The following is a 15,535-nucleotide window of genomic DNA, read 5'->3' on the forward strand; positions in this document are numbered from 1 at the left end:
ACCGCTCTTTGGCGCTCGTCTCTCAGGCACTTATCTAATATAACGAGCGCACATAGTTTTGTCAACTCTTTTTTTAATTTATTTCAGATTTATTTTTTCATACCTCTGAAACTCTCCACAGTGCTAGGTTGTAGGCAACAATGATTTATGCACGTTGCGGATTCAGGGAGGGTAGAGCGTGAATTTTCAATCTGTGATTACTGTATTGCATCAGTTTTGGGGTGAAAGAGGTTGTTTGATCGCCCAGCCTTACGATATTGAGAAGGGAGCAGGTACAAAAAACCCGCATACATTTTTAAGAGCATTGGGGCCGGAACCTTGGTCTGTTGCCTATGTTGAACCTTGTCGTCGTCCTACTGATGGGCGCTACGGAGAAAACCCCAATCGTTTTCAACACTATTATCAGTACCAAGTTCTGATTAAGCCTTCGCCGGATAATATTCAAGAAATTTATCTTGATTCTTTGAGGGCTTTGGGGATTCGTCCAGAAGACCACGATATTCGGTTTGTGGAAGATAATTGGGAAGATGCAACGGTGGGAGCTTGGGGTACTGGTTGGGAAGTCTGGTTAGACGGGATGGAAATTACTCAGTTCACTTACTTCCAACAGTGTGGGGGAATTGATTGTAGTCCTGTGTCGATTGAAATTACTTACGGCTTAGAGCGTCTGGTGATGTATCTCCAGGAGGTGGAGGCAATTACTAAGATTGATTGGACGGATACTATTACTTATGGTGATGTGTTTCTGCAAAGTGAGATTGAGCAGTGTACTTATAATTTTGAAGGGTCAAATCCCGATTTGCTGCTGACATTGTTTAATTTATATGAGCAGGAAGCTACTCAATTAACTGAGCGGGGGTTGGTTGTACCAAGCCTGGATTATGTGATGAAGTGTTCGCACACGTTCAACTTGCTGGATGCTAGAGGTGTAATTTCGGTGACGGAGAGAACTCGTTACATTGGCAGGATTCGTCATTTGGCTCGGAAGGTTGCTCATCTATATGTTGAGCAACGGGAAAAGTTGGGTTTTCCTTTAATGAGAGGTCAAACTGTTTGATTTCTGTGGCTCAGGAAGATGAGGAGTTTTAATTTTCCTTGTTTTCCCTGCTCATTGGCGGGCATCTTGCCCGCTTTATCATATATTTTGAGATTTTGTTTGATTTGGAAGTCTGTAAATGAACTGTAAAATATACTGATTTCAGGATAATTATTGAGATGATCGCTACTATGGCTTTGCGTAAATAAGTTTTTATACAAGTAAATTATGATTCAGATAAGTGGTGTATTTATATGTCTTGGGTTTATTCTGGGATTGCTTTTGACCACAATACCTGGGGGTGGTTTTTGGATTTTAGGTTTGGGGATAATTGGGGCTGTTGTATTTAGAAAACCCAGAATACGTCAATTTACTCATAAATCAGAAAATTATGGCAGTAAGCCACAAGGAAGTGCTAATTTTTGGGAAAATACTCCCAATTCTAGAATATGGTTAGTTGCTGGGTTGGTTGGTTTGTTAGCAACGGTCTATTTTCAATGGCGATCGCCACAACCAGATGAACAAGATATTAGTACATTTATTGCGTCAGAAAATAATAGTAATCAACAACTGGTAATGGTTCGTGGCGAGGTGGTAAGTAATCCCCGTTTGACGCGCAGTGGGCGAGGACAATTTTTGTTGGCTGCTAGTCAGGTAGATGAAGTAAAGAATGAAACTGGCCCCGTAGATGTGCCTAAAGGTGTGACGGGGAAGTTATATGTGACTGTGCCTATGCTTCAGGCTACTGGTTTATATCCTGGTCAACAGGTTGCTGTGACTGGAGTTTTATATCAGCCAAGAACAGCATCCAATCCTGGTGCTTTTGATTTTCAGAAGTTTCTGAAGCAACAAGGCATTTTTGCTGGTTTGACGGGAAGACAGATTAATTTTCTGGATCAGTATGAAGAAAGGCAGTGGGGATGGTGGCAAGTTCGGCAACGCATTGTGCGATCGCAGGTTCGTTGGTTAGGTGTTCCGGCGGGACCGCTTGTAAGTGCAATGGTTTTGGGTAGTAGGGCGGTGGATTTACCTCACGATATCCGTGATTTGTTTGTAAAGGCTGGTTTGGCGCATACTTTGGCTGCTTCAGGATTTCACGTTTCTTTGGTTTTGGGTTTGATCTTACAGCTAACAAGAAATGCGTCTAAAAAGATACAATTTACCTCTGGCTGTTTGGCGTTAATTATTTTCCTGAGTTTAACTGGATTGCAACCTTCGGTACTGCGCGCTGTAATTATGGGTTTTGCGGCGTTAGTGGGTTTGCTATTAAAAAGAAGGGTAAGACAATTTGGCTCTCTGCTATTAGCGGCAACTATATTATTGTTAATTAACCCTCTATGGATATGGGATTTAGGCTTTCAACTGAGTTTTTTGGCGACACTAGGGTTAATTGTGACGGTTCCGGCAGTTGTAAAACGCTTGGATTGGTTACCATTGGCGATCGCATCTTTAATTGCTGTTCCCCTGGCTGCGACAATTTGGACTTTACCTCTGCAACTTTTTGTGTTTGGGGTGATGCCTGGTTATGGTTTGCTACTAAATATCATCAGTACACCTTTGATTGCAACGATTAGTATAGGTGGAATTATCAGTGCGATCGCAGCGTTAATTTGGCCGGAGGGTGGTAGCGCTTTAGCTGGTGTATTATATTATCCTGCTGATTGGTTAATTAAGTTAGTCGAATTATTTAGTAACTTGCCTGGTAATTCTCTCAGTCTGGGCAGTATCTCTACTTGGCAGTTACTAGCTATATATGCATTGGTTATTTCGGTTTGGCTAATAGGTTGGTGGCAAAAACGCTGGTGGTTCGCAGGTTTGATAGCTATTAGTTTGGTAGTTATCCCATTTTGGTATTCTGCAAATACATTATTTAGAATTACGGTGCTAGCAGCAGGTACAGAACCAGTTGTAGTTATTCAAGATCGAGGTAAGGTGACACTAATTAATAGTGGTGATCAGGGGACTGGACGGTTTACTATTTTACCGTTTCTCCACGAACAAGGAGTTAATCAAATAGATTGGGCGATCGCTAGTAATTTTAAATATCAGGATAGTAATTCTTGGTTAGAAGTGCTGCAAGGTTTACCAATCAAAAATTTTTATGAATATTCACCCAATCTCAAAACTACCACTGCTATTCAGGCAATTCAACAAGCAGTCCAAAAGCAACAAGGAGTTTACCAACCCTTAGCAGCAGGTCAAACAGTCAATATTGGTTCAGTGGTTGCTCAGTTAATTAATGAGCAGTTACCTATTTTACAATTTCAAATTCAAGGTCAGAATTGGCTATTAGTGGGGAATGTTAAGCCTCAAGAAGTGGAACAGCTAGTTAAATCAGGAACTTTGGTGCGTCCGCAAGTGCTGTGGTGTAGCCCTCAGTCTTTAAGAGCTTTAGTACAAATGTTTCAGCCAGAGGTAGCGATCGCCTATCATGCGAACCTTGACGCAAGAACATTATCTGAATTGAGTCAAAACCAGACACAACTATTTTTGACTAGAGAGGATGGTGCTATCCAATGGACTCCTAACGGTCAATTTGAGGCATTTGTGCAAGCAACGGAAAGTAAATCTGCGGTTTTTTGATCACAACCGATAAATCTGTCAATAGCAGCCAAGATGTTGTTTAGATATGGTTTTTGGTAAATCTCTCCTGCAATCAATTCTTTATACCTTTAAACCTTTCCTGTGCCTTCTGAAAAGCCTCTTTCATCACCGCCTGAATTTTTTCAGGATCGGGTTTCTTACCACCCATCAAATCACCAAAATAAACACAAGCACCTTCACCCAGCGCCCAAGTGTAAGCAGCAGCCCAAGAAGCAGCGATAACGCTACCGAAACCAGGCACAAATTTGATTAACTCTCGTGCAATAGCCTGTGCTAAAAAACCGCCTGCGATCGCACTGACAACACCTCCTGCCTGGGATGGAGTCACCGTTTGTCCATATAATTTACCTAGCAGACCTACCATTGAGACTTGTAAGGAAGTCAAAACTGGCATGGTAGCGAATGGTAATGGCACAGCCGCCAAGGCCGCTGCCATAATCGAAAATGGTAGGATGTAACGCCGACCAGCATCCCGGTAAATATCCCCCAGTTGCTTACCAGCTGCATCGTCTAGTAACTGATAAATTGCACGTGCTTCTGCTTCTGGAAGTAATCCTGCAAGAGAATCCCGTAATACTTCTAATCCATAAAATACAGGATGATATTCATCTTCCTCTAAAGTGAAATCGATGAGGACAGAGCGATCGTATAATCCGGTGAAATCTTGCTCAATGGCTGTAAAAGCGCGGTTGACTTCCTCATAGTTTGGTGGATAATCAGGATGATCGGCGGTACTGGGGGGATAAAGTTCATGTAAACAGGTAACAGCCAGCAGACAGGGAATTTCTGGATACTTCTGACGTAATTGTTGGGCAATTTGCCGCAATGTCTCAGTAGCGAAATCATTAATTTTAACGGTCAAAATCAGGACTCTAGCGCGGCTGCTTGACTGTTGTAAATCACTAATCAAATCCTGAATAACTGCTTGAGTATCCTGATTCACATCTCCCAGTCCCACCGTATCAGTAAAAATCAGCAATGGTAGTTCACTGGAAGGATAGGCGTAACGCTGAGTATGTTGAGTGTGGGGGCGAAATCCCTGACCCACAATTTCAGCAGATACTCCGGTTAATCCCCTCACAATTGAACTTTTACCAGCTTGAGGCTTACCAATGAGCAAGGCTTCTGTGGTTGGGAGTTCGGCTCTAACTGTGGCTAAAATTTCTGCCACCTGAGTTTCACTCACACTAAACCACCGAATGATAGTTTGTGTTATTTGCTCTAAGGGTACGCGTTTAACTAAGCTGGTTTTAGTCTGATTCCAGATGTTCGTAATCCCTTTTAACCAAGCAGTATTCGTCAACTTGGCTGTATCATCCGTCGGGGGGGTAAATTGCTCGGAATCAAGTGAGTCCTGGTGATCATCAGATGTCTGCTTCATTTGTTTATACTAGCAAAAAGACTGGACTGAAAATATTGTGAAAATTATGTTGTGCAATTACATTATTTTCTGCTATAATTGATTTAAGTCTGTGTGCAACCCCAAATATACAAACGTATATTGTTTAAGGTTCCCACGTTAGACGATCTCAAAAAATCAATAATGCCTTATTTTGCGGGCGTAGTTTAGTGGTAAAACTTTAGCCTTCCAAGCTAATAATGCGGGTTCGATTCCCGCCGCCCGCTTAAAAATAACTCTATGAGATAAATCTTATGGAGTTGTTTTATTATAAAGATTCCTCATATTGGCTGGATGCAGGGACTAAAAATTCAGATATGCGCTAACCTGAGCCAACAAATTGAGACAATAGAATAATACTCCACAAAAAATAGACATAGAAAAATTTGGCGAGGAAAAATAATGAGTACATCATTTTTAGAGTAAAACTCAATAATTTTGCATAAGCTGGATAGATTCCAGAACTATATAACAATTGAATAGACTGTTACTATATATCTCAGGAGTTAGTCATGTCTAACGCTTTCAAACATCTGGTTTGTGTCACCATCGCATTTACTCTGAGTTCCTCCGTAGGGTTAGGGGTAGTTAATTCTCAACCCGCTACCAGTTCACCCCAGTTGTTACTCACACAAAATTCTACAACGGAAGCAGATACGCTGTTTGCAGAAGCCAGAAAATTAGACCGTCAAGGGTACTTAGCCGAGGCGCTGGAAAAATATCAGCGAGTGTTGGTAATGCGGCGACAACTACAAGATAAATCAGGAGAAGCCGCAACTCTCAATTCTATCGGTGCGTTGTATAATGATTTACGTCAAATTTCCCAAGCCCGGGAAACTTTGCAACAAGCTTTATCTCTATATCAAGAATTGGGAGAACAAGCTGGAATTGGGGAAACTTTAAATAATATTGGCACAAGTTACCGACTAGAAGATGATGATACTCAGGCTTTATCATATTACCAACAAGCTTTAAAAATTTTCCGAAATGTTGCGCATAGAGAAGGTGAAGCTCTGGCATTGAGTAATATTGGTTTTACTTACTTGTGGCTGGATGACTATCCCCAAGCTTTAGAAAATTTGCAGCAAGCTTTAGCCATTAATCGCGCGATTAAAAATAGATACCGTGAAGGTAACACCTTGGGTAGAATTGGAATACTTTATTCAAACTCAAATAATTTAGAACGAGCAAACGAATTTTTTCAGCAAGCATTAGTGATACAGAGAGAAATAGGTAATAAACTTGGGGAATCGCTCACTTTATTGCAATTAGGACAAATTTACGAGGAGCAAGAAAATAATGCTCGTACTGTGGAGTTGTACCAACAAGCATTAGTAGTTGCACAAGAAATAAAAGACCAACGTTCAATAGCTAGTATTCTTGCTCTCATAGCAGGAAATTACTCTTTAAAGCAGAATAAACGTGAGCAGGCAATTGAATTGTTAAAACAAGCATTAGCTATTGCCCAAACTATCCCTGACAATAAATCACAAGAGTCTCACATTCTTTCATTAATGGCTGTTAGCTATGTCGGATTAGGAAGAATTTACGAGGAGCAAGAAAATAATGCTCGTGCTGTGGAATTGTATCAACAAGCATTAGTGATTGCACAAGAAATAAAAGACGAACCTTTAATAGCTAATATTCTTGCTCTCATAGCAGGAAATTACTCTTTAAACCAGAATAAAGATGAGCAGGCAATTGAAACTTTTCAGCAAGCATTAGCTATTGCCCAAACTATCCCTGACAATAAATCACAAGAGTCTCGGATTCTTTCATTAATGGCTGGTAGCTATTCGCAATTAGGAAATATTGAACGGTCTATTGAAATTTATGAACAAGCATTAGCTCTTAGCCAAGAAATTGCCGATGAACCAGCACAGCTAGAAATTCTCAGACAAATTAGTTGGAAATATGTTCTAAAAGTATCAACTGCAAGAACTCAGGGTTTGTATGTTCAAGCCAAAGCGGAAGCAAATAAGTTAATAGAAGTAGCTCAACAAGTATTAAACCTATCCCAAAAGCTGGCAGATACACAATCACAAGTCACGGCTTTAACTCATTTGGGACAAGCTTATCATCAGTTAAATGAAAATGAAAAAGCCCTGGAATTTTTAACACAAGCTGTGAGTATTGCGCGAGAAAATAAATATTTAGATAGTGAAAATTTAGCTCTGAATATTTTTATTAATGTTTACAACGACACAGGAGATCAGATTCAAAGTATAGCTGTCAGGTTGCGACAATTAGAAATCGCGCGCTTACAAACAGATAAACTTCAAGAAGCTACAATTTTAGCTAGTTTAGGTGGAACCTATGGCACCATTGGAGACTTTGAAAAATCTATTGAAAAATTAGAGCAAGCTGTAGCTATATTTCAGCAAATTGAACCAGAACCTAGAGTTTTACAAACAAAACTGCGCTACTTAAATTTACTCGCTTTAAGTTATAACTCAATTGGCGAATTTAACAAAGCAATCGATATTTCTCAACAGGCTTTGCAATTAGCAAAAACCTTAGAAAAACCAGAATTAATTGTCGATAGTTTGTTAACTTTAGCTAGATTTTATGATCGGATTAGAAATCTACCCCAAGCTATGGCACTTATTCAAGAAGCTTTAAGCATTGCCCAAGAAATTAAATTACCCCAACTGGAAGCAGAAGCTTTACTGAGGTTGAGCGACGCTGAAACGAAACAAGGAAATCATGATCAAGCTTTACAATTAGGGGAAAAATCATTAACTATTGCTAGACAATTAGAAAACCCTTATCTAGAAGAAAGTGCCTTATCTAAACTAGGAAATATTTACACCAACCAAGGCAACTACACCAAAGCATTAGAATTTGCTCAAGCCAGCCTCAAAGTTGTTCAGGAACAGAAATTAGGAAGCAACGAAACAAATTCTTTAACTCAATTGTCTCAAGCCTACGTAAATTTAGGCAACCTGCAAAAAGCTTTAGAAACTGCTAATCAAGCCCTCACTTTAGCGCGAACACAAAAGAATCCCTCGCACGAATCTCTAGCTTTATCTGAACTTAGCCAAATATATCACTTCCAGGGAGAATGGGAAAAATCCATTGAGGCTGCACAAGCACTGTCAGATATCGCCGATAAATCAAACAATTTCTCAGATAAATCAATTGCAGCATCTTTATTAAGCGAAAATTATAATGCACTAGGACAAACAAACAAGGTAATTGCAGTAGCTGAACCAGCTTTAACTTATTTCCAAAAAACAAATAACCGTCGTGTAGAGGCAGAGTTATTAATTAATTTAGGTGGTGCGTATAATACTATTGGAAATTATCAACAAGGTTTAAAGTTAGTCGAGCAAGGTTTGGTAATTGCACAAGAACTGAAAAATCCGGCGTTGGAATCAAAAGCTTTAGAAGGATTAGGTAGTATTTATAGTTCCCAAAATAATTATCAAAAGGCTTTGGAGTTGACACAAAAAAGTTTAGATATCGCTAAACAACTGCAAAGCCCACCTCTACAACTACGTCCTTTGTTCACTCTGGCGACTATTTACAGTGAACTGGGGGACTACGAGAAAAAGATTGAGTTATCTCAGCAAGTTGTAGAAATTACCCGTCAATTGGGTAATCGTTTAGGAGAGGGTGTAGCTTTATTGGGGATGGGTAGTGCTTATTGGTCTCAAGGGAATTATCAAAAAACAGTTGCACTGAGTGAGCAAGTTTTAACTATATCTCAGGAATTTAATCACCCATTGTTAACAGCACTTTCACAGATGTTATTAAGTATTGGTTATGGAGAGTTGGGTAATGACCAAAAAGCCCTAAATAATGCCCAAAACTTTTTAACCTTCGCCCGCCAAGTAGAAAACCCAGTATTTGAAAAAAACGCCCTCACATTTTTAGGCAGGTTACATCACAAATTTGGCAGAAAACAAGAAGCAATTACTCATTATAAACAAGCTTTAGCAATTACCTTGGAGCATCAAATTCCTGGGGCTGAAAATGCTGGTGTTTATGGTCGTTTGGCTCGTGTTTATCGGGATTTAAATCAGCCACTCATGGCGATTAATTACTATAAACAATATGTGAATCAAATTGAAGCTATTAGAGGTAATATTGAAGGTTTACCTCCACAGTTGCAAAAATCGTTTCTCAATGCTATCTATGATTTTGATAGAGTCACAATCTCTGATATTTATCGGGAATTAGCAGGATTATTATTAGCCCAAGGGCGGAATACAGAAGCCCAGCAAGTTTTAGAATTATTGAAGGTACAAGAAATTAGTGACTTTATTGCGGGAGAAGAGGAAAAAGCCCAATTACCATTAACACCCCAAGAAATTGAAATTCAAAAAAATCAGGGGACTTTAATTGCTTTTGGTCAACGGGTGAATGAGTGTGAACGTCAACAATGTTCTCAATTAAAGGAAATGCGAAATCAACGGGATAATTTAAACCGGGAATTTGCCCAAAGGTTGCAAGAAATTGAAGAACAATATGACGGTAGAGACCCAAATTTAATTTATCCGGGTAATTTTCTCGATGCTGCTCAAAAAATTGTCGCAGAACCCAGCACGATTTTAATTTATCCTTTGGTATTAGAAGATAAAATCTGGATAATGTGGGCATCTCAAGGGGTAATTATCCGCGCAGTAGAAGTGGAAACTGTAGGACAAGCCCAAGTCAATGCAACTGTGGAAAAGTTTCGGAAATTATTAGAAACTCCCTCTTCTGATGTGGCGGAAATTAAAGCTACTGGGAAAATTCTCTATGACTGGTTGGTGAAACCTATAGAGGCAGAAATTAAAGCGAATAACATTGAAAATTTAGTGTTTTCTCTCGACCGTTCTACCCGCTATATTCCTCTGAATGCTTTGTTTGATGGTGAGCAGTATTTGGTGGAAAACTATAACATATCTACTGTGATTTCTGCGGGGTTAACGAATATGAGCGATCGCTTACCCGCCAATATAGAAAATACGCCTGTATTAGCCTTGGGTTTGTCCGAAGCCAAGTCAGGTTTTCCAGCTTTATCTAACGTTATCCCGGAATTAAATGCCATTGTCCGCACACAAACCAAAGAATCTCCAGGTATTTTTCCCGGCTTAAAGTTTCTCAACCAAGAATTTACCTGGGAGTCTTTGCGAGATAACCTGGGAGGTAAAAAAATTCTCCACATCGCCACACATGGCAAATTTGTCCCCCAAAATCCTCAAGCGTCTTACTTATTATTAGGTAATGGTGATCAGTTACCCATTGCAGAAATTAATCTGTTACAAAATTGGAATAATACTCATTTAGTAGTGCTATCTGCTTGTGAAACGGCGCGGGGTGGTGCAAATCAAAATGGCATAGAAATTGCGGGAATTAGTTCCTATTTTCTGGGGACAAATAAAGCTCAAGCTGTGATAGCTTCTTTATGGCTAGTTAATGATGCCAGCACAAGTAAATTAATGCAGAAATTTTACAGTCATTTGGCTAATGAAGATACTCCCACCAAGATTGCAGCTTTGCGTCAAGCTCAATTACATTTGTTACATGGTGATGGTGCTTTGGGTGGCACATCTGAGAGGGAAACCCGTTCAATTGTAGTTAACCCTTCAAATGCACCTTCTAGAAATCAAAGTCGTGCTGTGGGTTATTCTCATCCTTATTATTGGTCGCCTTTTATTTTAATTGGTAATCATTTGTAAGGGAGAATAGGGAACAGAATACAGTCCTGGCGATTGAAATCGCGGCTACACAAACAAAGTCCGCCTACGCGGACTCAGAGAAAAATAAGGGTTTCATTTGTGTAGTTCTTGTTTCTAGGGAATGGGTTAATACCAATTCTTTGTGAGGCTGCATATTATTTCTACCCACACCTGTCAGCACCCCCCACGGGGGTTAACTCACTACTTCAAATGCGATCGCCATTGCTGCTAATCTTTGAGTATCAATACCACGAACTCCGGCTGGTAATGCTATTCCTTCTACGTTAATCTCCCCCCGTGTAGCTGCGTCTAAATCATTCAGCAAATTATTAGTTAAATCCAAAATTTCATCATTCACTGAAATCGGACTACGTGTTTTTTCCAAACCTCTGGTGACTGCTATTTTCTCTAAGGTTTGTAAAGCCGTGCGTAAAGGCGTTGTACTAGCAAGAATCAGCACTTCGGAAATACCAAAAGGTTCGCCAATAGTGAGTTTAAAACCGTCATCGCTTTGGGGAATTACCCGTTTTTGCATAGGCTGGATGATGGTTGCACTTTCGATAACACCCCAATCAAAAGGAAAAACTACATTCATATTCCCAGCCGCATCTATGACTAAAATAGTTACGTATAGGGGACGATTTTCCCGGTTTTCTACTGCAAAAGTAACTTCTATCCCTACTGGTAATTGAGGAATACCAACATGATTATTCACAACAGAAACTGGTACTGGTTGATTAGTTGGTTGTGTATTTTTGGTAATTGCACCACGAGTAGTAAAAGTTTGACTAATTAATTTTTGGTCTTCTGCCAAATTCAGAGAAGCAGTAATATTGATTTGGGATGAATTAGTGTTCCCTAGCATTTGCTTCACAATTCTCGCTGCTAGTAAAGAGCCTAATTTTGGTTGTAAGCGCTGTACTGCTTCAGTGACTGTTTCTTGGGCTTTACCAAAAGATTGAGGCAGAATTTCCTCTAAACTGGGTAAAAATAAACCAAAAGTACCCACTTCTGGTAAATCAGAAACTCGCTGTTTCTGTAATTGTTGATACCTATCTCTAGTCATTCGCCCAAAAATATATTGTAATTGTTGCTCTCTTACAGGTTGGGGTTGAATACGTGGTATCTTTTGTAGGGCTTGCCTTGCTTGTTGTGCTGTCTGATTATCTAAAGAATTATCAATACCAATTTGCAAAGTTAAATTATCAGGAATACTGCGGATACGTTCTTGTAAAATTGTCCCAGGTTCTAGTCCTGTCCCTTGACGTGTAGTGGTTTGCAGTGTACCTTGTCCTACTAATCCTTGACGAGATTCTAACTTGACTAATCCTCTTTGATTGCCGTTAGCATCTAAAGCGATAAGATAGGGGTTATTACTGAAGGCTTCTAAACTACCTAAATCAAGTCCTCCCAGCCATAGTTGCACTCTATTACCCTGAACTTGAGTAATTACAGCCTCAGCTGGTTGTGTGCGCTGAGAGATAAAATAAACTGGTGCATTGGCATTTTCTGGAGTGAGATTTGTTTCCAATTGTGGGTTTTGGATAATTCCTCTTTGCCAAGCTAAACTGTTTGTACTTTGACGAACACTTAACATCGCTCTACTTACAGGTTCATTAGCGGCGCGTTGCCAAAGATACTGCGTAAATAAATAGGTAAATGCACCTGCACTAAAATCACCAAAGGGGAAATCAAGTGCTAATTGTTCGCGCCTAGCGCTGGCGATCGCCACACCTTTAGCGATATTTTCCCGACGTTTTCTGATAAAATCTTGGGGAGACATCCCCAGTTTTCCCAACCACTGACGCTGATAATCAAGTTCTGTGGGACTAGGTTCAAGAAGAGAACCACCATCAATAGACCGCACCCGGAAAATTCCCCTTGTACCACCGCCAGAGTGACAACAGTCTAAAACAAAAGTGACATTTTCTGTTTGCAATGCAGACATGAGTAAAAACAGTGTATGTCCCATAATGTGTTCCACAGGGCCGCCTGCAAAAGGATGGCCCAAAGGTAAATGACCATCGATAGGAACCAGCGTACTATTTAAACCATCTGGGGAGTCGCGGTCGGGGTCTTGGACTTGTGAACCGTGTCCAGAGAAGTGAAACACCACCACATCCCCCGGTTTAGCTTGTTTGATGAGATGTTCTGCAAAAGCCGTGAGAATATTTTCACGAGTAGCCTGTTTATCCGTCAAAGTTAGGATATCTTGGCGGTTAAAACCATAACGGTAAGTTAATAACTCCTGCTGCATCAACACATCATTAACACAGCCAGACAAAGCTGGAATACCATTACTATACTCATTAATACCCACCAGTAGCGCCAGTTTACGGGGGGTATTTTGGGCGAGAACTTGATTATAGCGATCGCCCTGCTGCATAATATCCCATTGGCTAATACCTAGAGTTGCCAATGCAGAACCAGAAAATTGCAGAAATTGACGGCGTTTAATGTGAGACATAGCAGTTTTTTATTCAACGTTTGCTGTTTCTCTATATTTCTGCAATATTTGGGGTTATGCAACTTTCTCCTTTTTAACCGCCACCGCCACCGCCGCCACCACCACCGCCACCGCCACCGCCGCCGCCGCCACCATCACCGCCGCCACCACTTTCGTCTGTTTTACCGAAAATAACCATCCAAAGTATAATTACTGCAAAAATACCGCCCCCCCAGTTACCCCCATTAGACGAAGTTTGCCATTCAGGGACTTTAATATCAGTACCTGTACGATTAAATTTCACTTGAATTTCTAACTCTTTTTTTGGTTCTATAACTTCTTGAGAAATAAACTCAATGGTTTTAGCATCAACTTGGCGGACATTAGCAGGAACCCCAAAACTCTGAAAACTTTGGATACCCGCAGCCAATTCTTCAGGAAATTCTACTGTAACTGTAGCTTGTTTGATAGGGGCTTTACGGTCAGCAAAGATGGCTTTCCAATATACTTGGGCAACATTTTCATCAACGTGTAAACCACCAATAACACGATATTTTAATGTAAAAATATGACTAGCCGGTGGGTTCATTTCATGCCGCCAACGAATCCAGAATTGATTATTTTCAATCCCCGTTTCGCTGGCGAGCAATTGACCATTCTCAGACACAGAAGCATCAGTGATTTTATCAACTTTAGCCAAAGGAATGTAGCGATAACGTTGATTACTGTAATTTGTATTAAAGGTGTACTTCTGAGTTTCACTTACTAACATATCACCGTTATTCTGCACAGCAATATCAACATTAATCAAATCCCAATGGAAAGGTAAATCTTGAGATTTAACATGGTGAGCATCAAAAACTAGGCTAATAACAAGAGTGATACAAAATAAAAACACTCTGTGAATTAACTTACGGTACATAATTAATTACCCTTGATATACTGTAAACAATCCAAACTATTTGCGGTTATAAAGCTGATATCTGTATTTCTTCCTTTGCGCCTCTGCGTGAGACATCAACGCCATTCACCTTGAGCAATAAACCCAGACCAAAAATCAGGATTCCGCCGGTTATCCGACTCCCACATCTGCAACTGCGCCTGAAACAAAGCCACATTCGGCGATTCACCCTGCTGTAATATTTGCCGATAAAATGTCTGCATCAACAGAAGTGATTCTGCTGTCCCTTATCGATAAAGCTGCATTCCTTAATAAGTGGGAAAAAATTTGTACAGTTATCAATACTGTATTGAGTGTTTAACTCGCTTGTTCATATATCTGGCTTAATTCGCTGATTTATCCTACGAGTTAATATACTTCTATTAGTTTTGAGGTTATGCAATTTTACTTTTTCTCCCCTCCTCTAAGTGAAATATCAACGCCATTCACCTTGAACAATAAACCCCGACCAAAAATAAGGATTCCGCCATTTATCTTCCTTTTGCTCCCACATCTGCAACTGCGCCTGACGCAAAGCCACATTCGGCGCTTCACCATTCTGTAACATTCGCTGGTAAAATTTTTGCATCAATTGGGCAGTGGCGTTATCATCCACCTTCCAGAGAGACACAGCCAAGCGTTCTGCACCCGCATACATTAGCCCCCTTGTCAATCCTACTAAACCCTCACCATTGATATTGCCACCCAAACCCGTTTCACAAGCACTCAAAACCACTAAATCTGCTGGTAAATTCAAGTTAAAAATATCGCCTAATCGCAGATACCCTCTTTCTGGTTCACCGGCTTGATTAAATAAAGACAGGACAATACCTGATAACTCCGGGTTTTTGGGGTCAGCAAAACCATGAGTAGCAAAATGTACATATCGATATTGAGATAAATCCGGTTTTGTTGCCCAATTGAAATTAGCATCAAAATCAAACGCTTGCAGACTTGATTGGGGGGACACCATTTGTAAAATTGCCTTAGCTTCCTCTCGTGTACCGGGAAGTCGAGGCCACACCTCACGGTTAAGATTATTGGCGGCGCGTTGTAGGGCAGATTCGTCTAAACTGAAATTCAGGTCATTTTCAGCATTCAGGCTTTTACCTTGAAGTCGTGGGTCATCGGCAGAAAATACTGGGTCAGCCAACACAGCTAGAGTTTTGGGGGCGCTTTTGCGACCTTTGAGGGCTTGTCTTTGAGTAGCAATAGCGGTCATGGAAGGTAAGTGAACAATTTCATGGTTAATGAGTAACGGTTGATAATTCACCTCATCTTCATCAGTTGCTGTGTGGTTTAAATCAGGTAAAGTCGCACATGGCGTTGAGTATAAATTCAACAAGATTAGATTTTTCTCAGACCAATTTATGAAGTTGCACTTTATTTTATGAAACGTTCGCGTAGCGTGCGCGCAGCGCATACCGCCAAGTACGCCAAG

8 protein-coding genes and 1 tRNA gene are annotated in these 15,535 nt (G+C 40.3%); 4 read left to right on the top strand and 5 right to left on the bottom strand.

The window, feature by feature from the left end; genetic code table 11:
- The first annotated feature begins 178 nt into the window (after positions 1-178).
- Positions 179-1,057, top strand: a complete 879-nt coding sequence (gene glyQ / locus ACM0OP_RS16050) for a glycine--tRNA ligase subunit alpha (RefSeq protein WP_414529426.1) — start codon at positions 179-181, stop codon at positions 1,055-1,057.
- Between the two features lie 207 nt (positions 1,058-1,264).
- Positions 1,265-3,619 carry a ComEC/Rec2 family competence protein gene (locus ACM0OP_RS16055; protein WP_414529427.1) on the top strand — a complete coding sequence of 785 codons (2,355 nt, stop codon included), beginning with the start codon at positions 1,265-1,267 and terminating at the stop codon, positions 3,617-3,619.
- A 73-nt stretch (positions 3,620-3,692) separates the two neighbouring features.
- Here ACM0OP_RS16055 and ACM0OP_RS16060 read toward each other — a convergent pair whose 3' ends face one another.
- Complete coding sequence (locus ACM0OP_RS16060) at positions 3,693-5,021, bottom strand: GTPase family protein (RefSeq protein ID WP_414529428.1); 1,329 nt, start codon at positions 5,019-5,021, stop codon at positions 3,693-3,695.
- Positions 5,022-5,195: 174 nt separating this feature from the next.
- Here ACM0OP_RS16060 and ACM0OP_RS16065 point away from each other — a divergent pair.
- Positions 5,196-5,266 (top strand) — tRNA-Gly (locus ACM0OP_RS16065).
- A gap of 285 nt (positions 5,267-5,551) precedes the next feature.
- Positions 5,552-10,708 (top strand): tetratricopeptide repeat protein, encoded by a 5,157-nt coding sequence (locus tag ACM0OP_RS16070; protein WP_414529429.1) that lies wholly within the window; start codon positions 5,552-5,554, stop codon positions 10,706-10,708.
- Positions 10,709-10,901: 193 nt separating this feature from the next.
- Here ACM0OP_RS16070 and ACM0OP_RS16075 read toward each other — a convergent pair whose 3' ends face one another.
- From ACM0OP_RS16075 to ACM0OP_RS16090, 4 genes are all read right to left on the bottom strand, one after another.
- Positions 10,902-13,175: a caspase family protein gene (locus ACM0OP_RS16075; protein ID WP_414529430.1), complete on the bottom strand. Its 2,274-nt coding sequence runs from the start codon at positions 13,173-13,175 to the stop codon at positions 10,902-10,904.
- 73 nt (positions 13,176-13,248) lie between these two features.
- Positions 13,249-14,076, bottom strand: a complete 828-nt coding sequence (locus tag ACM0OP_RS16080; RefSeq protein WP_414529431.1) for a DUF2207 domain-containing protein — start codon at positions 14,074-14,076, stop codon at positions 13,249-13,251.
- Between the two features lie 95 nt (positions 14,077-14,171).
- Positions 14,172-14,318, bottom strand: coding sequence for a CHAT domain-containing protein (locus ACM0OP_RS16085; protein ID WP_414529432.1), 147 nt, complete (start codon positions 14,316-14,318; stop codon positions 14,172-14,174).
- A gap of 212 nt (positions 14,319-14,530) precedes the next feature.
- The gene (locus ACM0OP_RS16090) at positions 14,531-15,439 is read right to left on the bottom strand and encodes a CHAT domain-containing protein (protein ID WP_414529433.1); all 909 of its coding nucleotides are present in this window, start codon (positions 15,437-15,439) and stop codon (positions 14,531-14,533) included.
- Between the last annotated feature and the right edge of the window lie 96 nt (positions 15,440-15,535).

Source organism: Nodularia chucula CCY0103 (assembly GCF_963923915.1).
GTDB lineage: Bacteria > Cyanobacteriota > Cyanobacteriia > Cyanobacteriales > Nostocaceae > Nodularia > Nodularia chucula.

Bases quoted from the DNA above. Each gene is read 5' to 3' on its own strand.
- ACM0OP_RS16060 (WP_414529428.1), bottom strand. From the start codon at position 5,021: ATGAAGCAGACATCTGATGATCACCAGGACTCACTTGATTCCGAGCAA.
- ACM0OP_RS16080 (WP_414529431.1), bottom strand. From the start codon at position 14,076: ATGTACCGTAAGTTAATTCACAGAGTGTTTTTATTTTGTATCACTCTT.
- ACM0OP_RS16055 (WP_414529427.1), top strand. From the start codon at position 1,265: ATGATTCAGATAAGTGGTGTATTTATATGTCTTGGGTTTATTCTGGGA.
- ACM0OP_RS16075 (WP_414529430.1), bottom strand. From the start codon at position 13,175: ATGTCTCACATTAAACGCCGTCAATTTCTGCAATTTTCTGGTTCTGCA.
- ACM0OP_RS16085 (WP_414529432.1), bottom strand. From the start codon at position 14,318: ATGCAGACATTTTATCGGCAAATATTACAGCAGGGTGAATCGCCGAAT.
- ACM0OP_RS16070 (WP_414529429.1), top strand. From the start codon at position 5,552: ATGTCTAACGCTTTCAAACATCTGGTTTGTGTCACCATCGCATTTACT.